The 18686-nt window shown below is 68.5% G+C and carries 18 protein-coding genes; 7 read left to right on the top strand and 11 right to left on the bottom strand.

What is annotated here, in order from left to right:
- Nucleotides 1-4: 4 nt before the first annotated feature.
- The 4 genes from K3888_RS03990 to K3888_RS03975 are packed head-to-tail and all read left to right on the top strand — an operon-like array spanning nucleotide 5 to nucleotide 4382.
- Nucleotides 5-574: a TetR/AcrR family transcriptional regulator gene (locus K3888_RS03990; RefSeq protein ID WP_230928928.1), complete on the top strand. Its 570-nt coding sequence runs from the start codon at nucleotides 5-7 to the stop codon at nucleotides 572-574.
- Nucleotides 575-597: 23 nt separating this feature from the next.
- Complete coding sequence (locus tag K3888_RS03985; RefSeq protein WP_230928927.1) at nucleotides 598-1440, top strand: aldo/keto reductase; 843 nt, start codon at nucleotides 598-600, stop codon at nucleotides 1438-1440.
- A 60-nt stretch (nucleotides 1441-1500) separates the two neighbouring features.
- Entirely contained in the window at nucleotides 1501-2871 is a 1371-nt protein-coding gene (locus K3888_RS03980) for an MFS transporter (protein ID WP_230928926.1), read from the top strand.
- The gene (locus tag K3888_RS03975) at nucleotides 2868-4382 is read left to right on the top strand and encodes a pyridoxal phosphate-dependent decarboxylase family protein (RefSeq protein ID WP_230928925.1); all 1515 of its coding nucleotides are present in this window, start codon (nucleotides 2868-2870) and stop codon (nucleotides 4380-4382) included. The genes K3888_RS03980 and K3888_RS03975 overlap by 4 nt, the downstream gene beginning before the upstream one ends.
- Before the next feature lie 42 nt (nucleotides 4383-4424).
- Here K3888_RS03975 and K3888_RS03970 read toward each other — a convergent pair whose 3' ends face one another.
- A complete protein-coding gene (locus K3888_RS03970) occupies nucleotides 4425-5174 on the bottom strand; it encodes a GAP family protein (protein ID WP_230928924.1) in 750 nt (249 codons plus the stop codon).
- A 103-nt stretch (nucleotides 5175-5277) separates the two neighbouring features.
- Between K3888_RS03970 and K3888_RS03965 the strand changes: the two genes are divergently transcribed.
- Both K3888_RS03965 and K3888_RS03960 read left to right on the top strand, forming a co-directional pair.
- Nucleotides 5278-6489: an ATP-grasp domain-containing protein gene (locus tag K3888_RS03965; RefSeq protein ID WP_230928923.1), complete on the top strand. Its 1212-nt coding sequence runs from the start codon at nucleotides 5278-5280 to the stop codon at nucleotides 6487-6489.
- Between the two features lie 52 nt (nucleotides 6490-6541).
- Nucleotides 6542-7897: an alpha/beta fold hydrolase gene (locus K3888_RS03960; protein WP_230928922.1), complete on the top strand. Its 1356-nt coding sequence runs from the start codon at nucleotides 6542-6544 to the stop codon at nucleotides 7895-7897.
- Here the strand turns inward: K3888_RS03960 and K3888_RS03955 are convergent.
- The 3 genes from K3888_RS03955 to K3888_RS03945 all read right to left on the bottom strand — a co-directional run bounded on the left by K3888_RS03955 (nucleotide 7878) and on the right by K3888_RS03945 (nucleotide 10906).
- A complete protein-coding gene (locus tag K3888_RS03955) occupies nucleotides 7878-8225 on the bottom strand; it encodes a hypothetical protein (protein ID WP_230928921.1) in 348 nt (115 codons plus the stop codon). The two genes, K3888_RS03960 and K3888_RS03955, sit on opposite strands and share 20 nt — an antisense overlap.
- A 137-nt stretch (nucleotides 8226-8362) precedes the next feature.
- Complete coding sequence (locus K3888_RS03950) at nucleotides 8363-9994, bottom strand: ABC-F family ATP-binding cassette domain-containing protein (protein ID WP_230928920.1); 1632 nt, start codon at nucleotides 9992-9994, stop codon at nucleotides 8363-8365.
- 129 nt (nucleotides 9995-10123) lie between these two features.
- Nucleotides 10124-10906, bottom strand: coding sequence for a thioesterase family protein (locus tag K3888_RS03945; protein WP_230928919.1), 783 nt, complete (start codon nucleotides 10904-10906; stop codon nucleotides 10124-10126).
- Between the two features lie 37 nt (nucleotides 10907-10943).
- On the opposite strand from K3888_RS03945, the gene K3888_RS03940 reads away from it, so the two are divergent.
- Complete coding sequence (locus K3888_RS03940) at nucleotides 10944-12113, top strand: lycopene cyclase family protein (protein ID WP_230928918.1); 1170 nt, start codon at nucleotides 10944-10946, stop codon at nucleotides 12111-12113.
- On the opposite strand, the gene K3888_RS03935 is transcribed toward K3888_RS03940, so the two are convergent.
- The 7 genes from K3888_RS03935 to K3888_RS03905 are packed head-to-tail and all read right to left on the bottom strand — an operon-like array spanning nucleotide 12110 to nucleotide 18535.
- Nucleotides 12110-12580: a metal-sulfur cluster assembly factor gene (locus K3888_RS03935; protein ID WP_230928917.1), complete on the bottom strand. Its 471-nt coding sequence runs from the start codon at nucleotides 12578-12580 to the stop codon at nucleotides 12110-12112. The two genes, K3888_RS03940 and K3888_RS03935, sit on opposite strands and share 4 nt — an antisense overlap.
- A gap of 6 nt (nucleotides 12581-12586) precedes the next feature.
- Complete coding sequence (gene sufU, locus K3888_RS03930; RefSeq protein ID WP_230928916.1) at nucleotides 12587-13036, bottom strand: Fe-S cluster assembly sulfur transfer protein SufU; 450 nt, start codon at nucleotides 13034-13036, stop codon at nucleotides 12587-12589.
- Nucleotides 13033-14292 (bottom strand): cysteine desulfurase, encoded by a 1260-nt coding sequence (locus K3888_RS03925; RefSeq protein WP_230928915.1) that lies wholly within the window; start codon nucleotides 14290-14292, stop codon nucleotides 13033-13035. The genes sufU and K3888_RS03925 overlap by 4 nt, the downstream gene beginning before the upstream one ends.
- An 18-nt stretch (nucleotides 14293-14310) precedes the next feature.
- Complete coding sequence (gene sufC / locus K3888_RS03920) at nucleotides 14311-15081, bottom strand: Fe-S cluster assembly ATPase SufC (protein ID WP_230928914.1); 771 nt, start codon at nucleotides 15079-15081, stop codon at nucleotides 14311-14313.
- Between the two features lie 54 nt (nucleotides 15082-15135).
- Complete coding sequence (gene sufD / locus K3888_RS03915) at nucleotides 15136-16344, bottom strand: Fe-S cluster assembly protein SufD (RefSeq protein WP_230928913.1); 1209 nt, start codon at nucleotides 16342-16344, stop codon at nucleotides 15136-15138.
- Between the two features lie 5 nt (nucleotides 16345-16349).
- Nucleotides 16350-17801 (bottom strand): Fe-S cluster assembly protein SufB, encoded by a 1452-nt coding sequence (sufB, locus tag K3888_RS03910; protein ID WP_230928912.1) that lies wholly within the window; start codon nucleotides 17799-17801, stop codon nucleotides 16350-16352.
- Entirely contained in the window at nucleotides 17798-18535 is a 738-nt protein-coding gene (locus tag K3888_RS03905) for a helix-turn-helix transcriptional regulator (RefSeq protein ID WP_230928911.1), read from the bottom strand. The genes sufB and K3888_RS03905 overlap by 4 nt, the downstream gene beginning before the upstream one ends.
- Nucleotides 18536-18686 lie beyond the last annotated feature (151 nt).

Below are 18686 nucleotides of genomic sequence, written 5' to 3'. Positions count from 1 at the left end.
TGACATGCCCAGGGTCAGCCAGGACCACATCGACGCACGACGTCGCCAGATCCTGTCAGGAGCGCGCGGGTGCTTTGCGGAGTACGGGTTCGAAGGTGCCACCGTGCGCCGGCTGGAGGAGGCCACCGGGATGAGCCGGGGTGCGATCTTCCATCACTTCGACGACAAGGACGCGCTCTTCCTCGCGCTGGCGGACGACGATGCCGCGGCGATGGCAGCTACCGTGGCCGAGCAGGGGCTGGTCCAGGTGATGCGGGAGATCCTCGCCGACCCGCTGGAGTTCTCCTGGCTGGGCACTCGGCTGGAGATCGCCCGGCGGATCCGCACCGACCCCGAGTTCCGCGAGCGCTGGACGGACCGTCAGGCGGAGGTCGATGCCGCGATCGTCGCCCGGCTCCGCGAGCAGAAGGCCTCGGGCCGTATGCGCACTGACATTCCCGCCGACGTGCTACGGGTCTATCTCGACATCGTGTTGGACGGTCTCATCACCCACCTGGCCACCGGGCGCGGCACCGACCACGTGGCCGAGATGCTGGATCTGGTGGAGGCGTCGCTCCGCGTCACCCGCGACTGAGATGTCGGCGTAGGTTGGGGTGCATGAGCACCACGGAGCCGCAGATCCCGACCATCCTCCTCGACGACGGGCGTGCGATCCCGCAGTTGGGGTTCGGCACGTTCCAGGTCCCGCCCGAGGACACGGAGAGGGTGGTGTCCCTCGCGCTCGAGGCCGGGTACCGGCACCTCGACACCGCGCAGATGTACGGCAACGAGGAGGGAGTGGGGCGCGCTGTCGCGGCCTCGGGTCTGGATCGCGCGGATCTGTGGGTCACGACCAAGCTCAACAACCAGTTCCACGAGAAAAATGCCGCGCGCGAGGCCACCGAGCGTTCACTGGAGGCCCTCGGCGGTCGCATCGACCTGTACCTGGTGCACTGGCCGCTGGCCATGCACGAGGACGTCGCCCGGGTCTGGGAGGTCATGGAGGAGATCAAGGCCGACCTTCCCGTCGACTCGGTCGGTGTCTCCAACTTCACGGACGCGAACCTCGCGCGGCTGGCGGAGGCCGGCCTGAGTACGCCGGTCGTCGACCAGATCGAGTCCAACCCCTACTTCGTCAACGACGAACTGCGGGAGTCCTGCGCCGCCCGCGGGATCGCGGTGGAGGCCTGGAGCCCGCTGGCCCAGGGCACGGTGTTCGGTGATCCCCAGCTCGAGGCGCTGGCACGACAGGTCGATCGCAGCGTCTCACAGGTGGTCCTGCGCTGGACCGTGCAGCGCGGTGACATCGTCTTTCCCAAGTCCTCTGATCCGGCACGGATGCGCGAGAACCTCGAGGTGTTCGATTTCGAGCTGACCGAGGAACAGATGGCCTCGATCTCGTCGTTGCACAACGGGTCCCGATCGGGCCCGGACCCGGACTCCTTCGACTGGCGCGGCTGAGCCCGGCGGGGGGCGACGAATCGCGCTCGCCGGGGCCGCGGAGCGGCCTAGAGTCATGCCATGCCCACCTCCGATGCGGGCGCGCCCGGCCACGCGCCGCCGGACCGCTCCACGACCGCGCCCGTGCTGGCCGCCTACGCGGCGGGCAGCCTGGGCACCGGGGCGTTCGGCACGCTGCCCGGGCTGGTGTTGGCGTACTACCTCACCGATTCGATCGGGGTCGCCGCGGCGCTGGCCTCGGTTCTGGTGCTGGTTCCCAAGCTGATCGACGTTCTGGCGTACCCGCTCATCGGCGCGCTCTCCGATCGGGCCTCGCACAGCACCGGTTTTCGCACGGGGCTGATGCTGTTCGGGGCACTGGCGCTACCGCTGCTGTTCATCGCCACGTTCTCGGCGCCGGCGGACTGGAGCACGGGCGCCGCCGGCCTGTGGGTGATGGGTTTCTTCCTCGCGGCATCGCTGGCGTACTCGTGCTTTCAGGTGCCGTATCTGGCGCTGCCGGCCGAACTGACCGACGACTCCGCCCGTCGCGTGACGCTGCTGGCCTGGCGTGTGGCCGTGCTGGCGGCGGCGATCCTCGTCTCCGGCGGAGGCGGCCCGGCCCTGAGGGACGCCGCGGGTGGTGGCGCGCGCGGATATGTGGTGATGGCGATCGGTGTCGCCGCCCTGATGTTGCTCGGGATGCTGTGGTCCACGTTCGTCGCAGGTCGCCGCACGATCATGCGTGCCGACGCCCCCGCCCGGAATCTCGCCTTCGCCTATCGTGACGGAATCGACGCGCTGCGGGCGACCCGGCCGTTCCGACTGCTGGTCGCGGTGTTCTGCCTGCAGGCGGTGGCCACGGCGGTGATGCTCGCAGGTGGGCAGTACGTGGCCACGTATGTACTCGGAGACGAGTCCGCGCTGACGGGTCTGTTCCTGGCGCTGGTCGGTCCCGCGCTGGTGGTGATGCCCTTGTGGACCCGTCTGGCTCACGCGCGGGGGAAGGTGCGGGCGCTCGCAGCGTCGACCGGACTGTTCACCGTGGCCGCGCTGTTGTTGATCCCCGCCGGGTTCGCGCCCGGGGCGTGGGTGCACGTTCCGGTGGCGCTGGCGGGGGTCGCCTATGCGGGGATGCAGGCCCTACCGATGTCGATGCTGCCCGACGCGACCGACCTCGACCGTGCGTTGGGTGGTCGGCGACGAAGTGGCGCCATGAGCGGACTGTGGACCGCATCCGAGACCGGATCGATGGCACTGGGCCCGGTTCTCGTACTCGCATTGCTGGCAGTCGGTGGCTTCCGTTCCGGCAGGGTGGACGAACAGCCGGGGTCGGCGGTCTGGGCGATAGTCCTCGCCTTCTCACTGGTTCCGGCGCTGCTGGCGGGCGCCAGCCTGCTGATGATCCGTGCGCTGGGTGACTCCTACCCCCGATGGACGGAGAGAGCATGAGTTCCGATTCCCTGACCACCCGGGTCATCGACCGCGGCGAACACGCGCTCGCGCGACTGGCGGCCTTTCGGGAGGAGGATCCACCGACCACCGGCGGTCGGGTTCTCTCCTACGTATACGACTCGGGTCTACCGGAGTTGGACGACCTCGCGATCCGGGCCGCGCGCCTGGCTCATGGCGTGAACGGGCTGGACCCCACCGTCTTCGCCTCGGTCGCGCACATCCACAAAGGGATCGTCGCGCGAATCAGAGAACTTCTCAACGGCGATGACGGGGTCTTCGGCACCGTGACCTCGGGAGGGACCGAGAGTTGCCTCCTGGCGTGCCTCGCTGCCCGCGAGGTCATGGGCCGTGCCCCCGGGGACGGTGGGACGATCGTCGCGCCGGTGAGCGTGCATGCCGCGTTCAGGAAGGCCGCGCACCTGCTGGGCCTGCGATTCAAAGGCGTCGAGGTGGACCCGCGCAGTGGACGAGCCGCGGCAGCGGACCTCCTCGCGGCCGTCGATGAGGACACGGTGCTCGTCGTGTGCTCGGCTCCCGCCTATCCCAGCGGCGTGATCGATCCCGTCGCGGAGGTGGCGGCCGGACTCGAGGCTGCCCATGACGCCCGGATCGGTCTGCACGTGGACGCGTGCCTCGGCGGCCTCGTGCTCCCCCACTGGCCGGCCCCGCCGGGACGGACGGCGCCGGGGTGGGATCTACGTCTGAAGAGGGTCACCAGCATCTCTGCGGACCTGCACAAGTACGGGTTCGCACCCAAGGGAAGCTCGGTGCTGTTGTCCCGGGGAAGGGCACGGCACCGCGCCTCGTGGTTCGCGACCGTCGACTGGCCGGGGTACCCGGTCGTCAACCCCACCCTGGCCGGGTCCAAGCCTCTCGAACCCGCGGCGGCGGCGTGGGTCGTGATGGAGGCACTCGGCGAGGAGGGGCAGTCCGAACTGGTGGCGCGCACGGCCCGGGCCACCGACGAACTCCTGGAAGGGCTGGGCGCCATCGAGGGGCTGGCCATCCTGGATCGCGACCCCGGTCCGATCATCGCGGTGGCGATCGACGAATCAGTTCCCGACGATCGACGCGTTCATCCTCACCTGTGGGCGGATGCGTGCGGGCGTCTCGGCATAGCCGTACAGGCACAGCCGGCGTTCCGTCAGGAGCGGGGCACGTTGCCGTCGTCGTCGCACCTGACCATCACCCCCGTGACCCACCGGATGGTCGAGGAGATCCTCCGGGTCGCGGTCGTGGCGGCGGACGACGTCCGCGGCCTGGCAGCCCCCGCCCCACCGCCGGGATTGGCCGGCGTCCTGGACGCCCTCGGGTCCGGGGACCTCTCCCCGGCGGACGTGCTCGCACTGCCCGAGGACGACGTCCACGCGATGGTCGTCGATGTTCTGACCGGTGACGACGATGACGAGGCCGGGATGGCGACACTGATCGCCGCGATCGAGCGCCTCCCTGACGAGGTCGGGTCGCGGCTCGTCCGCGCCTATCTCGCGGCTGTCACGGAGGCGTGACAATGCGATCCGCGCATCGCCGAGGTGGGCTCGATGGCCGGTTCAGTGATGGCCGAACAAGGCGAGGGCGAGCAGGATCAGACCCACGATCACCATGACCACCACCGCGACGAGCCGTGAATCCCACGCCAGCATCCGGTCGTACGTCGCCGTGACCTTCCGCGTGGCGGCGGGGAAACGCGACCACACCCAGGCCAAGAGCACGAAAGGTGCGATCAGCGACACGAGGAAGACGGCGTAGACAAGGAGTCTGAGCGCGGGATCGGAGCTGACGCTCTCGACTGCCCGCCCGACCAGATAGGTGATCGGCAGGGTGGTGAACCCGACCACAGACGAGGTGGCTCCGAGAACGAACAGGCTGGTGGCCTTGGAATTCTGACGAGAATCGGGAGCCGGGTGGGACGTCGGACCGGACGCTCCCGCGGCGCCGTCGCGAGCTGTCGGGGCGGAGGCAGGAGCGGGCGCCAGACGAGCCCATACGGCGATCGCGCCCGCGGCAACCAGAACGATCACGCCGACGACCAGGTCGACCGCCCGATCCTCCACCACGGCGTACGTACGATGCTGGACCCGCGAGACCAGGTTCGCGGGATTGAGACCGTGGACGACCAACACCAGAACCGTCGCCCCGGTCATCACCCCGGCAAGCAGCGCGGCGAGTCCGGACCGGACACTCCGGCCACGCGCCAGCGTGTCGGCGGTGGCCCCGTAGAGCACCGGGTTCATACCCAGGGCGAGTCCCAGACCGACGAGCGTCGGTACAGCGGCGAACCAGGTCGTCACGTGCGTCATCTGCGCTCGCTCCCTTCAGGGGCGGTTAATACTCAAGGCGGAAGTGGACCCGCCGGTTCACAGTTAACCTAAGCGCATCAAACCCCACGTCGAGAGGTCGGCAATGCGCGTACTCGTCACCAGCTCCAGGAACACCTTCGCCCTGGACATCATCCGCAAGCTCGGCAGTCGTGGCCACACGATCGTGGCCGCGGACACCTACGGCGGTGCGTCGGGCAGCCACTCGAAGTACCTCGCGGGTCATGCGGTGACGGCCTCTCCCCGATACGACACCGATCAGTTCATCGCGGATGTGAACAAGATCGTCGCGGAGTACGACATCGAACTGATCATCCCGACGTTCGAGGAGGCCTTCTACCTCGCCGCCCGGGCGGCGGACCTGCCCGAGAGCGTGACACTGTTCGCCGGGAAGTTCGCGAAGCTCGCACGACTGCACGACAAGGCCAGTTTCCAGCGACTGGTGGAGGAAGCGGCTGTGCCGATCCCCGAGACGGTCGTCGCGACGGATCACGACTCGCTGACGGCCGCCATCGCCAGGTATCCCCGCTACTTCGCCCGGGCGGCGTTCTCGCGTGGCGGTGTCGCCCTCCTGACGAACACCGGGCCGCTGGCCGGGAAGATGACCGTGGAGGAGTGCCACCCGACCGAGGATCAGCCCTGGTTGGTCCAGCCGTTCGTGGACGGCCCGATGGTCTGCACCTACAGCACCGTCGTCAACGGCCGGGTGACCTCGCAGTGCACCTATCGGGCGCCGGAACAGTGGGCGCACAGTACCGGCATCGCGTTCCTGGCCGTGGACAGCACCGACACCCTCGATTACACGCAGCGCATCATCGACGCGCTCGATCCGACTTTCACGGGTCAGCTCTCGTTCGACTTCGTGGACAACGACGGTCAGCTCTACGCGATCGAATGCAACCCCCGTCCGACCAACGGCGTGATCCTCCTGGAAGCGGACCAGTTGGAGCAGGCACTCACCGGAGAGAATGCGGAGACGTTCGTCGTCGAGCCCGGCGTGGAGCGCCAGATCAGCCTGGCAGTGCTCGCCGATGCGTTCGCCGAGCCGCTCAAGCACCTGCCGATCTCGCTACACGACCTGACCCACGTGAAGAACGTGGGCGCCGGGTGGCACGACTCCATCGCGATGATGTGGAGCCCTGCCACCCTCGTCCACGGCGCCAAGCTCAGTCGCGGCCAGCACGAGGCCGTGCTCGAGGCGTTGGGCGACGACATCGTGTGGAACGGTGAGCCGATCAGCGGGATGACCGACGAGGACGCGGCCCTGCTCGAGGACGTTCACGAACAGAGGGTCTGACGATCTCCTCGATTCCTGCCACGGTCATCCCCCACCGAGGATCGGTGCGGGGATGACCGTGCGGAGCGGCCTTCTGCGCGCGTTGACAGCGCGAACTACGGGCCTCGACCGGGTCAGACGCCCGGCGGACGAGACCGGCCCCGCCTTCGATCTGGCCTATGTCCGAGTCGGTCCGCGGAACGGAGCGCCCCCGCTGGTCGTGGTGCCCGGAGGGCCCGGGCTCGGATCGGTGGTGCCCTACCGGTCGTTCCGACGGCGGGCCGCGAGCCTCGGACATGACGTGATCATGATCGAGCACCGCGGCGTCGGGCTGTCCCGGGTCGACCTCACCGGCCGGGACCTGCCGATGTCGGCGATGTGGATCCGGGCGGTCGTCGACGACATCGCCGCCGTCCTGGATCGCGAGTCGGTTGAGTCGGCGTTGCTGGTCGGGTCGTCCTACGGCAGCTACCTCGCCTCGAGTTTCGGTGCGCTGCACCCCGATCGTGTTGCCGCCATGGTGTTGGATTCGGCATTGCAGTCAGCGGCGGACATCGACGTCGAGCGGAGAGCGGTCAGATCGCTGTTCTGGGACGCCGACACCCACATCGCCGCGGACATCCGGCGGTTGCACGCCGACGGGGTGGGCGGGCGCGAGCTCCTCGATGTCTCCCGCGCGGTATACGAACTCGGCGGGCCGGAGCTACTGGGCCCGCTGCTCCGCGCGCAGGTTCGTCGTCGCGGCGGTGTGGCGTGGCGGACTGTGGAGACCTACGCCTCCCGGGGCGAGTCGATCGTCCACGTCCCCGGTGTCTACGAGTTCGACCCTGTCGGGGCGATCGGGTTCCGCGAACTGGGGTACGGGGCCGAGGCGGACGGACTGCCGCTGGATCCGGCGCTCACCTACGCACCGCTGGCGCCCACGTTCCCGACCTTCGAGGCGGAGCCGATGAACCTACAGTCCGCAGCCACCGGATTCACCTGGCCGATAGTGCTTCTCGCCGGTGATCGGGACCTGCGCACCCCGCCCGCGATCGCCGAGCGGGTGGCGTCGGCAGCCCCGGACACGACGCTGGTTCACATCGAGAACGGCCACAGCGCGCTGGAGACCCACCCCGAGGCCCTGCTCGCGGTGGCCGGGTCGCTGGCCGCAGGGACACACACGCAGCTCGAGCAGCAGGCGGTGGAATTGAACCGGCTTCCTCGCCGGGGGCTCGCCGCACGATCTCCGGCGCTTCTCGCAGCAATGGTTCGGGCAGGGCTCGGAGACGGTGGCTCGATCACATCGCCGGCGGCCAGCGCCGAGCCGGCCGGCGCATACCCCGGTCGGGTCTGGGCGACCGAGCCAAATGAAGCAACGCCCCCGGACGTGATGTCCGGGGGCGCGCGACGCCGAGACCTTCGAGGTGTCAGACGAACACCGCGATGATCACGTTGAGGATGGCGAGAAGGCCCGCAGACACCGCCAGAGTGCCGGTGCTGCCGGGAGCCTTGGCCTCCTTCTTGGTGCCGACGATGGCGAGCACCAGGATGACGATCGCGATGACCAGCTTGATGCCGATCTTCATGTGATTCACGTCGGCATCGTTCATCTCGTTCAGTCCGACGAGGATGAGGCCGGTGACGACCTGAAGGATGGAGCCGTGGAGAATTGCCTTGTTGACCGCGGGCGCCTTCATCGTGGCCATCCAGCCACCGATGATGCCGGCGAGACCGACGAAGTGCAGGATGAGAACTATCTTGATGGCGATGTCCATGCCCTCATAGTCTCAGGGCAACCACACTGCGCAGGAGGTAAGGGTCTGCTAAGTGTCGGAGGCTACACATCGCGTGGCCAGCTACGCACGCTCACGCCAGTTCGACGGTCACACGCGCGAACGTGGCGTTCGCACGCTCACGCCAGTTCGACGATCTCCATGTACTCCTGGCTCCACAAGTCCTCCGTGCCGTCCGGCAGGATGATCACCCGCTCGGGCTCCAGCGCCTCCACCGCACCCGGGTCGTGTGTCACCAGAACCACGGCGCCCTCGTAAGTGCGCAGCGCATCGAGGACCTGCTCACGCGAGATCGGGTCGAGGTTGTTCGTCGGCTCATCGAGCAGCAGCACGTTCGCGGCCGACGAGACCAGCCCGGCGAGCGCGAGGCGGGTCCGCTCACCGCCCGACAGCGTGCCGGCCGGCTGATCGAGTTGCGGACCGGAGAACATGAACGCGCCGAGCAGTCCCCGCAGGTCCTGCTCCCCCGCATCCGGGGCGGCGTGACGGATGTTCTCCCACACGCTCGTGGACATGTCGAGGGTGTCGTGCTCCTGCGCGAAGTAGCCGACCTTCAGACCATGGCCGGACACCACGCCGCCCTCGCCGTCGGTGCGCTCCACCCCGGCCAACAGCTTGAGAAGGGTCGTCTTGCCGGCGCCGTTGTACCCCAGCACCACAACGCGGCTACCGCGGTCGATGGCCAGGTCCACCCCGGCGAACACCTCGAGCGAGCCGTACATCTTGGTCAGGCCCTTGGCGAACATCGGCGTCTTGCCACACGCGGCGGGCGTGGGGAACTTGATCCGCGCCGCCTTGTCGGCCACCCGGACCTCGTCGAGATCGTCGATCATCGCATCGGCGCGACGAATCATCTGCTTGGCGGCCGCCGCCTTGGTGGCCTTCGCCCCGAGCTTGGCGGCCTGCATCTTGAGCTGCGACGCCTTCTTCTCCGCGTTCGCCTTCTCGCGCCTGCGCCGAGCCTCATCGGTGGCGCGGGCGTCGAGGTACTTCTTCCACCCCATGTTGTAGGCGTCGATCTCGCCGCGGACGGCGTCGAGGAACCACACCTTGTTCACGACGGCCTCGAGGAGTTCGACGTCGTGGGAGATGATGATCAATCCGCCCTCGTGCTTCTCCAGGAACTGGCGCAGCCAGGTGATGGAGTCGGCGTCGAGGTGGTTGGTCGGCTCGTCGAGGAGCAGCATCGTCCGCGACTTGCCGGCGCCGTCGGACGCGGCGAACAGGATCCGTGCCAACTCCACGCGTCGACGCTGTCCGCCGGACAGCGTTCCCAGGTTCTGGGTGAGGATGCGGTCCTCGAGCCCCAGGCTGCTGCAGATGCGGGCGGCCTCGCTCTCGGCCTCGTATCCGCCGCGCGCGGAGAATTCGTCCTCGAGCCGACCGTATCGACGGACGGCCTTGTCCATCGCCGCATCGTCCGGGGCGTCGACCATCTGCGCCTGCGCCGTGGCCATATCCGCCATGAGCACGTCGAGTCCGCGGGCGGAGAGCACGCGGGACCGGGCCAGCTGGTCCATGTTGCCCTCGCGGGGATCCTGCGGGAGGTAGCCCACCTCGCCGGAGCTCGTGACGGACCCCGCGTAGGGTTCACCCTCGCCGGCGAGGATCCTCATCGTCGTCGTCTTTCCCGCGCCGTTACGTCCCACCAGGCCGATCCGGTCGCCGGGCTGGACCCGCAACGAGGACCCGTCCATGTGGAGCAGGGTGCGTACGCCGGCGCGCACCTCCAGGTCGTCGATGGTGATCACGTGCGCGGGTACCTCATTTGTTCTCGGGGGGTTTTCGGGCCGACTCGCAAGTCTACCGGCGCTCCGAGCGCGGCGACGAGTCCGGTGACCTGGGTCTCCGCGCCGACGTCACGGGCCGCCGGCAGGGGGTCACCCCGAGCGTCGCCCGTACAGGTTCTGCACGCACCGCCCGAGGCTGCCGTGGTCGTCGGAGATCCTGGTGTCGGTGAGGACGCCCTGCTCCGGTGAGCCGATCGTCTCGGTGTCGAGGTGGACCCACCCGGGGCCGGGATCGCGGTGCAGCGACACGACCAGGTCGCAGTTGATCGCCGGGTGGGTCAGCGGATCACTGCCCATCGACACGCCGCTCGAGGAGTCCGCCACCACGACGGTGTGCTGCCAGCCGGTCATGGCCTCCCCCTCGATCAGGTCCGCGCGGGAGCGGCCCCAGGCCCGGGTGGGGCCGAGTTCGTCACCGCTGCCGGAGACGAACGCGAAATCCACCACCGACAGGTATCCGTCCTGATAGGCGTAACTCATCATCGCCCCACGCTCCAGGACATCGGGAGCCGGCGGTCCCGCATGTGTGCCGACGGTCGGAAAATCCGCGGGCGTGCGGCGCATCCGCCATCCCCGGGCGACGAGCGCGGGCCGGCCGTCGACAGACGCAGTGGCCTCGAGCAACTCGACGCTGCGCCCGGGCCGGATCCGGTGCACCTCGATGTCCAGTGGTGCGATCGGCACGGGCCCGAGTACGTCGACCGACAGCCGCGCCAGCCGCACCTCGGGCTCGGCCTCGAACTGCTCCAGTGCCCGTACCAGCAGCGCACTCGGGGGTCCCGCGTGCTGCGATTCGGCCGACCAGGGGCCGGCGGTCAACGGCGTCGACTCGAATCGTCCCCGGTCAACCTGCTGGTAGAACGAACCGGTCATGGGACTCCTTCGGGCGACGGCGGTAGGGTCGATCCCCATGGATGCTACGGGTGGCGGGCTGTTCGACGTCGCGATCGTCGGCCTGGGTCCGGCCGGTCGTGCGCTGTCCTCCCGGTGCGCGGGCGCCGGACTCACGGTATTGGCGGTGGACCCGGCGCCGGATGCGGTGTGGCGTCAGACCCTGTCGCTGTGGGCTGATCAGGTTCCCCCGTGGCTAAGCGAAGACGCCTGTGGCACCGACGTTCTCGCGCACCGGGTGTACGGCCCCGCGATGTACTCCCCCGAGCGGGCGGTCCTTGAGCGGGAGTACGCGGTACTCGACACCGAGGAGTTGCACGCGGCCCTGCCGCTCGGCCCCGGGGTCACCGTCGAGCGTGACACCCTTGACGACTCCGGGGTGCTCGCCCTCACCGAGCGGGCGCATCGTGTCGTGGACTGTCGCGGCGCCGGTGGCCAGCGCAACCGTGGACCACTACAGACCGCCTACGGGATCGTCGTGGAGGCCGACGCCGCGGCGCCGGCCCTCGGCGGTGAGTCCGCGCTGTTCATGGATTGGCGCTCCGACCACGACGACGACGAGGCCGGCCCCGGATTCCTGTACGCGATACCCGTGGGCCCGGGCCGTGTCCTCCTCGAGGAGACCTGCCTCGCCGGGTGGCCGGCCCCGAAACCTGCCGTCCTCGAGACCCGCCTGCGCTCGCGGCTGCGGCGTCGGGGCATGGACCGGGCCGCGCTCGACGAGCCGCTCGCGGTGGAGCGTGTACGCATCCCGCTCACGTCCCGCGCCCGCTACGCCGCGAACTTGCGGGTCGAGGCCTTCGGCACCGCCGGTGGGTACGGTCACGCGGCGACCGGCTACTCGGTCGCGGCCGCGCTCGGAGCGGTCCCGGGGGCGGTCGTGGCATTGGGCACCGGCCGGCCGATTCCTGAGCCCCGCTCCCCGCTGACCACCGCCCTGCACTCCCTGGGACTGCGGGCGCTGTTGCGCGCGGATCACGGAACGGTACGGGAACTGTTCTCCGCCTTCGGCAGGCTGAAGTCCTGTAAGCAGCGGTGGTTCCTCGACGCGGCCAGCCCGTCGTATCAGGTGGGATCGGCGATGTGGGGCATGTGGGCCGACATGCCGGTACAGCAGAAAGCCGGCATGATCGCCGCGGTCCTGAAGAAGGATCCGCGCGACCATGCCGGCTCGTCGGGTTCTGACTAGACGGTGAACCCGATGGCGCGGAGCTGCTCGCGGCCGTCGTCGGTGATCATCTGGGGGCCCCACGGCGGCATCCAGACCCAGTTGAGCTCGAGCTCGTTGACGAGATCCGAACCGACGGTGGCGCTGCGCGCCTGGTCCTCGATCACGTCGGTGAGCGGACACGCGGCGGACGTGAGCGTCATGTCCACGCGTGCGATGGTCGACCCCTCGGTCTCGCCCGGGCGGACCCAGATGTCGTAGACCAGGCCCAGATCGACGACGTTGATGCCGAGCTCGGGGTCGACCACGTCACGCATGGCCTCCTCGAGATCGGCCACCAACGCGAGGTCGTCCTCGGACTGCTCCGGCCGGTTGGGGTCGGGCCGGAACTCGCCGTTGTAGGCGGTGCCCGGGTCCGTGTCGTTCTCCGCCCCCGACATCGGATCGTCGACGGACGGGTCGTTGGCAGGTGTCATCTGCTCGGTCATGTCACATCACTCCTGGTGTTCGGTCTGTTGTGCGAGGGCGTCCTTGAACGCCATCCAGCCCAGTAGGGCGCACTTGACGCGCGCCGGGTAGCGGGACACCCCGGCCAGTGCCACGGCATCGTCCAAAAGTTCTTCGTCGCCCTCGTCCTGGCCGCGGGACGAGATCATGGCGTGGAACGCCTCGAAGATCTCGAGGGACTCCGAGACAGGCCTGCCGACCAGCAGTTCGGCCATCATCGACGTGGAGGCCTGGCTGATCGAACAGCCCTGGGCGTCATAGGAGACGTCGGCGACCGTGGACTGGTCGTCCGAGAGCTGCAGGCGCAGCGTCAACTCGTCACCACAGGTCGGATTGACGTGGTGCACCTCGCACCCGAAGGGCTCCCGCAGCCCGCTGTGTTGCGGGCGGCGGTAGTGGTCGAGGATCACTTCCTGGTACATCTGCTCGAGTTTCACAGATTCTGACCTCCCACGCCGAAGAACTCCTGCGCCCTGCGCAGCGACCGCGCGAGCACCTCGACCTCGTCGAGCGTGTTGTACAGCGCGAACGAGGCACGGACCGTGGACTGTACCCCGAGTCGCCGATGGAGCGGCCACGCGCAGTGGTGCCCGACCCGCACGGCCACGCCGTCGTCGTCGAGAACCTGGCTCACGTCGTGGGCGTGGATCCCGTCGACAACGAAGGAGACGGCCCCGCCGCGTGACACCATGTCCGTCGGGCCGACGATCCGGACGCCCGGGATCTCAACGAGTGCGTCGATCGCGGCCACGGTCAGCGCCTCTTCGTGGCGGGCGATCGTCTCCATGCCCACCCCCTCGAGGTAGCGCACGGCGGCGGCCAGGCCCACGGCCTGCGACACCATCGGCACGCCGGCCTCGAAGCGCTGCGGGGGGTCCGCGTACGTGGACTCCGCCATGGTCACCGTGGCGATCATCGATCCCCCGGTGAGTACCGGAGGCATCGCCTGCAGGAGCTCTCGACGCCCGTAGAGGACGCCGATCCCGGTGGGGCCGAGCATCTTGTGGCCCGAGAACGCCGCGAAGTCCACACCAAGGGCGTGGAAGTCGACGGCCATGTGCGGCACCGACTGGCACGCGTCCAGCACGACGAGCGCGCCCACCGCCCGTGCCGACTCGACGACGCGTGCGACGTCGGTGACCGCACCGGTCACGTTGGACTGGTGGGTCACGGCCACGACCTTGACCGCATCGGTCAGCCGGACCGAGTCGAGGTCGATGCGTCCGTCATCGGTGACGCCGTACCAGCGCAGGGTGGCGCCGGTGCGCCGGCACAGCTCCTGCCACGGAACGAGGTTCGCGTGGTGCTCGAGCTCGGAGATCACCACCTCGTCCCCCGGCCCGAGCGCGTACTCGCCGAAGCGGGGGTCCCCCAGGGCGAACGCGACGAGGTTCAGGGCCTCGGTGGCGTTCTTGGTGAAGACCAACTCGTCGACGTCGGCGCCGACGAACCGGCCGATATCGGCGCGGGCGCCCTCATAGGCGTCCGTCGCCTCCTCGGCCAGCTGGTGGGCGCCACGGTGCACGGCCGCGTTGGAGTGCAGGAGGAACTCCCGCTCCGCGTCGAGCACCTGGACGGGGCGCTGCGAGGTGGCCCCGGAGTCCAGGTACACCAGGGGCTTTCCGTCACGGACGGTCCGGTGCAGGATCGGGAAGTCTGCGCGGACCGCGGTGAGATCGAGAGTCGTGGTCATGGTCTCCCAGCTGTCTGATCAGGCGTTCGCGGGCGTCAGGTACTTCTCGTAACCGTTCGCCTCGAGCTCGTCGGCCAACTCGGCGCCACCGGAGGCGGCGACACGGCCGTCGACGAACACGTGAACCGTGTCGGGCTTGATGTACTGCAGGATCCGCGTGTAGTGCGTGATGAGCAGGATCCCGCCGTTCTCCTCCGCCTTGTAGCGGTTGACGCCCTCGGAGACGACGCGCAGGGCGTCGACGTCCAGGCCGGAGTCGGTCTCGTCGAGGACGGCGATCTTCGGCTTGAGGAGGTCGAGCTGAAGGATCTCGTGGCGCTTCTTCTCACCGCCGGAGAATCCCTCGTTCACGCTGCGCTCGGAGAACGCCGGGTCGAAGTCCAGGTCGGACATGGCCTCCTTGACCTCCTTGACCCAGTGGCGGAGCTTGGGGGCCTCACCGCGCACGGCGGTGGCCGCGGTGCGCAGGAAGTTGGCGGTCGAGACTCCGGGGATCTCGGTCGGGTACTGCATGGCCAGGAACAGGCCGGCGCGCGCCCGCTCGTCGACCTCCATCTCCAGGACGTTCTCGCCGTCCAGGGTGACGGTTCCGCCGGTGACCTCGTACTTCGGGTGGCCGGCGATGACGTAGGCCAGGGTCGACTTGCCGGAGCCGTTCGGGCCCATGATGGCGTGGGTCTGGCCGGACTCGATGGTCAGGTTGACGCCCTTGAGGATCTCGACGGTCTCCGGGGCGTCCTCGGTGGCGGCGACGCGGGCCGTCAGGTCCTTGATCTCGAGAATGGTCATTTCAGTGCTCGCAATCTGTGTGAAAGGTCTTGGGGAATTACTCGGGGCCGGACGTCAGATACCGGAGGACTGCAGCTCCAGCTCGACGGCCTCGGTGATCCGGTCGCGAACCTCGGGCACACCGATTCGGTTGATCACCTCGCCGAAGAAGCCGCGGACGACGAGGCGTCGTGCGACGTCCTCGGCGATACCGCGCGACATGAGGTAGAAGAGGTGCTCCTCGTCGAACCGGCCGACGGCGCTGGCGTGGCCCGCGCCGGCGATCTCACCGGTCTCGATCTCGAGGTTCGGCACCGAGTCCGCACGCGCCCCGTCGGTCAGGACGAGGTTGCGGTTCATCTCGTACGTGTCGGTGCCGAGCGCCTGCGACCGGATGAGCACGTCACCGATCCAGACGGTGTGCGCATCCGGCAGGTTCGACTTCGCGTCGCCCTGGAGGGCGCCCTTGTAGAGGATCCGCGAGGTGCAGTTCGGGACCTCGTGGTCGACGAGGAGACGGTGCTCGATGTGCTGCCCGTCATCCGCGTAGTACAGACCGTTGAGGTGGGCCGTGCCGCCGGGTGCGGTGTATCGGACGGACGGGGCGATTCGTACGACCTCGCCACCGAAGGTGACGGCGGTGTAGGTCACGGTGGCGTCGCGGCCGACCTGCAGGTGATGGCCGGCCAGGTGCACCACGTCGTCATCCCAGTCCTGGATGAGCACGACCTCGAGGTGGGCGGAATCGCCGACGATGAACTCGGCGTTCTCGGCGATGGTGCCGCCGCCGCGCTGATCGACCACGAATGTGGCGTTGGCGAACGGCTCGAGACGGACCTGCGTGTGGCCGAAAGCGACGTTGCCCTCGCCCGGGCCGTCGACGGTGACGTAGACGGGATCGTCGATCACCTTGTTCTTGGCCACGGTGATGATGGTGGCCTCGTCCGCGGCGGTGAAGGCCTGGGCCGCGACCCGATCGCGGGGCGCACCGGCCTCGCCGACGCGCTTGTCACCGGTGGTGACGGTCTCGACGGTCAGTCCGTCCTGCTCGGCGAGGGAGACGAGGATCCGGCCGGTGGCCTCGACGTTCGAGCCGTCATGGATTCCACGCAGGCGCCGCAGCGGAGTGAACCGCCAGATCTCGTCCTTGTGGCTCGGGACCTCGAAGGCGCCTACGTCGAAGGAGGAGAACTGGTCGCCCTTCGTGGCTCCGACGGGGATCCCGTAGCGGTCGGTCACCGGGGCCGGCGCGGACGCCGGGGTGGGGGTGGTGGTGTCGGTCATGGTGGTCAGCCCACCGATCCTTCCATCTGCAGTTCGATCAGGCGGTTGAGCTCGAGGGCGTACTCCATCGGCAGTTCCTTGGCGATGGGCTCCACGAATCCGCGGACGATCATCGCCATGGCCTCTTCCTCGGCCAGGCCGCGGCTCATGAGGTAGAACAGCTGGTCCTGGCTCACCTTGGAGACCGTGGCCTCATGCCCCAGCGTCACGTCATCCTCGCGGATGTCGATGTACGGGTAGGTGTCCGAGCGGCTGATGTTGTCCACCAGCAGCGCGTCGCACTCGACGTTGGACTTGGAGCCCTTGGCGCCGGGGTTGATCTGGATCAGCCCGCGGTAGGCGGAGCGCCCGCCGCCGCGCGCCACCGACTTGGAGACGATGTTCGACGACGTGTTGGGCGCCAGGTGCAGCATCTTCGAGCCGGTGTCCTGGTGCTGGCCCTCGCCGGCGAACGCCACGGAGAGGACCTCTCCCTTGGCGTGCTCACCGGTCAGCCACACGGCGGGGTACTTCATGGTGACCTTGGAACCGATGTTGCCGTCGATCCACTCCATGGTCGCGCCCTCTTCGGCGCGGGCACGCTTGGTCACCAGGTTGTAGACGTTGTTCGACCAGTTCTGGATGGTCGTGTAGCGGCAGCGACCGCCCTTCTTGACGACGATCTCCACCACGGCCGAGTGCAGCGAGTCCGACTTGTAGATCGGCGCGGTGCAGCCCTCGACGTAGTGAACGTAGGCGTCCTCGTCGACGATGATCAGTGTCCGCTCGAACTGGCCCATGTTCTCGGTGTTGATGCGGAAGTAGGCCTGCAGCGGGATGTCGACGTGCACGCCCTTGGGGACGTAGATGAACGAGCCGCCCGACCACACCGCGGTGTTGAGCGCGGAGAACTTGTTGTCGCCCGACGGGATCACCGAGCCGAAGTACTCCTCGAAGTACTCAGGGTGCTCCTTGAGGGCGGTGTCGGTGTCCATGAAGATGACGCCCTGGCTCTCCAGGTCCTCACGGATCTGGTGGTAGACCACCTCGGACTCGTACTGCGCCGCGACACCGGCCACCAGACGCTGCTTCTCGGCCTCGGGGATGCCGAGCTTGTCGTAGGTGTTCTTGATGTCCTCGGGCAGGTCCTCCCAGCTGGTGGCCTGCTTCTCGGTCGAACGGACGAAGTACTTGATGTTGTCGAAGTCGATCCCCGAGAGGTCGGAACCCCAGGCCGGCATCGGCTTCTTGTCGAAGATGCTCAGCGCCTTGAGTCGCTTCTCGAGCATCCAGTCGGATTCGTTCTTCTTGGCGGAGATGTCACGCACGACCGCCTCGGAGAGTCCACGCTGCGCGGTGGCACCGGCGTCGTCCGAATCGTGCCAGCCATAGTTGTACTGACCGATGGAGGCGATCCGCTCCTCGTCGGTGGTCGGCTCGGTGACGTCGGCCGTCACCTGGTCTGGGGTGATGGTCATCGCACTGTCCTTTCGGCGGTCGAAGCCGGCGCGGGTGCGCCGGCCGGTGCGGGGATCGTGGCCGCGAGGAACTCCGCGGACACGGTCCCTGTCGGGATGTTCGTGGTGCAGGCGCAGTTGCCGCCCGCAATGGTCGCGAGGCGCTGGACGTGGGTGCCCACTATCTCGGACACCACCTCCTGCTCGGCCTCGCACAGTTCCGGGAAGCGAGAGGCGACGTTCCAGACCGGGCAGTGGTGCTGACAGACCTGCAGGCCGGTCCCCACCTCCTCGACGGACGAGGCGTATCCGGCCTCGGACAGCGCGGACGCGATGTCGGACGCGGCGCGTTCGACATCGTGCGGCCCCTCAGCTGGTCGGATATGTCCGATCACCGAACGGACGCGCTCCCGGGCGAAGTCGATGACCGCCTCGGAGCCGCCGATCCGGCGCAGCGCCGTGAGTGCCTCGACGGCCAGGTGATCGTACCCGTGCTTGGCCGTGCTGCGTCCGGAGGCCGTGACCTGGAAGGCCTTCGCCGGCCGGCCGCGGGTTCCGGCCGGACGCGTGTGCGCGGGCTCCACCTCGCCGACCTCGACGAGGTTGTCGAGGTGTCGTCGGACGCCTGCGGCGGTGAGGCCGAGTTCGCGTCCGATCTCCGTCGCGGTGAGCGCTCCTCGGGCGAGGAGGAGTTCACGGATCGCCGAGCGCGTGTCCGGGCGTGCGCTGGTGTCGTACGCGTGCTGCACGCTCATGCGTCACTCCCTTCCGGTTATGCTCGTTGCGCCCCGAGTGGGACGCACCACCTGATATTACGCAACAAACTTGTGTCGGAAATATTCCCCCACCCCCGGGCGCGTCCGACAGGGGTGGTCGAGGGTGGTCCGACGGCGCCTGCGGTGGAGG

Source organism: Dietzia aurantiaca, from assembly GCF_021033825.1.
GTDB lineage: Bacteria > Actinomycetota > Actinomycetes > Mycobacteriales > Mycobacteriaceae > Dietzia > Dietzia aurantiaca.
This window is presented reverse-complemented; position numbering and strand designations above follow the sequence as displayed.

What these genes read in the sequence shown, in the direction of transcription:
- K3888_RS03945 (WP_230928919.1), bottom strand. Translation starts at nt 10,906, where the DNA reads ATGACCGGTTCGTTCTACCAGCAGGTTGACCGGGGACGATTCGAGTCG.
- K3888_RS03960 (WP_230928922.1), top strand. Translation starts at nt 6,542, where the DNA reads ATGACCGTGCGGAGCGGCCTTCTGCGCGCGTTGACAGCGCGAACTACG.
- K3888_RS03985 (WP_230928927.1), top strand. Translation starts at nt 598, where the DNA reads ATGAGCACCACGGAGCCGCAGATCCCGACCATCCTCCTCGACGACGGG.
- sufB (WP_230928912.1), bottom strand. Translation starts at nt 17,801, where the DNA reads ATGACCATCACCCCAGACCAGGTGACGGCCGACGTCACCGAGCCGACC.
- K3888_RS03965 (WP_230928923.1), top strand. Translation starts at nt 5,278, where the DNA reads ATGCGCGTACTCGTCACCAGCTCCAGGAACACCTTCGCCCTGGACATC.
- K3888_RS03935 (WP_230928917.1), bottom strand. Translation starts at nt 12,580, where the DNA reads ATGACCGAGCAGATGACACCTGCCAACGACCCGTCCGTCGACGATCCG.
- K3888_RS03940 (WP_230928918.1), top strand. Translation starts at nt 10,944, where the DNA reads ATGGATGCTACGGGTGGCGGGCTGTTCGACGTCGCGATCGTCGGCCTG.
- sufD (WP_230928913.1), bottom strand. Translation starts at nt 16,344, where the DNA reads ATGACCGACACCACCACCCCCACCCCGGCGTCCGCGCCGGCCCCGGTG.
- sufC (WP_230928914.1), bottom strand. Translation starts at nt 15,081, where the DNA reads ATGACCATTCTCGAGATCAAGGACCTGACGGCCCGCGTCGCCGCCACC.
- K3888_RS03990 (WP_230928928.1), top strand. Translation starts at nt 5, where the DNA reads ATGCCCAGGGTCAGCCAGGACCACATCGACGCACGACGTCGCCAGATC.
- K3888_RS03970 (WP_230928924.1), bottom strand. Translation starts at nt 5,174, where the DNA reads ATGACGCACGTGACGACCTGGTTCGCCGCTGTACCGACGCTCGTCGGT.
- K3888_RS03980 (WP_230928926.1), top strand. Translation starts at nt 1,501, where the DNA reads ATGCCCACCTCCGATGCGGGCGCGCCCGGCCACGCGCCGCCGGACCGC.
- K3888_RS03955 (WP_230928921.1), bottom strand. Translation starts at nt 8,225, where the DNA reads ATGGACATCGCCATCAAGATAGTTCTCATCCTGCACTTCGTCGGTCTC.
- K3888_RS03975 (WP_230928925.1), top strand. Translation starts at nt 2,868, where the DNA reads ATGAGTTCCGATTCCCTGACCACCCGGGTCATCGACCGCGGCGAACAC.
- K3888_RS03925 (WP_230928915.1), bottom strand. Translation starts at nt 14,292, where the DNA reads ATGACCACGACTCTCGATCTCACCGCGGTCCGCGCAGACTTCCCGATC.
- K3888_RS03905 (WP_230928911.1), bottom strand. Translation starts at nt 18,535, where the DNA reads ATGAGCGTGCAGCACGCGTACGACACCAGCGCACGCCCGGACACGCGC.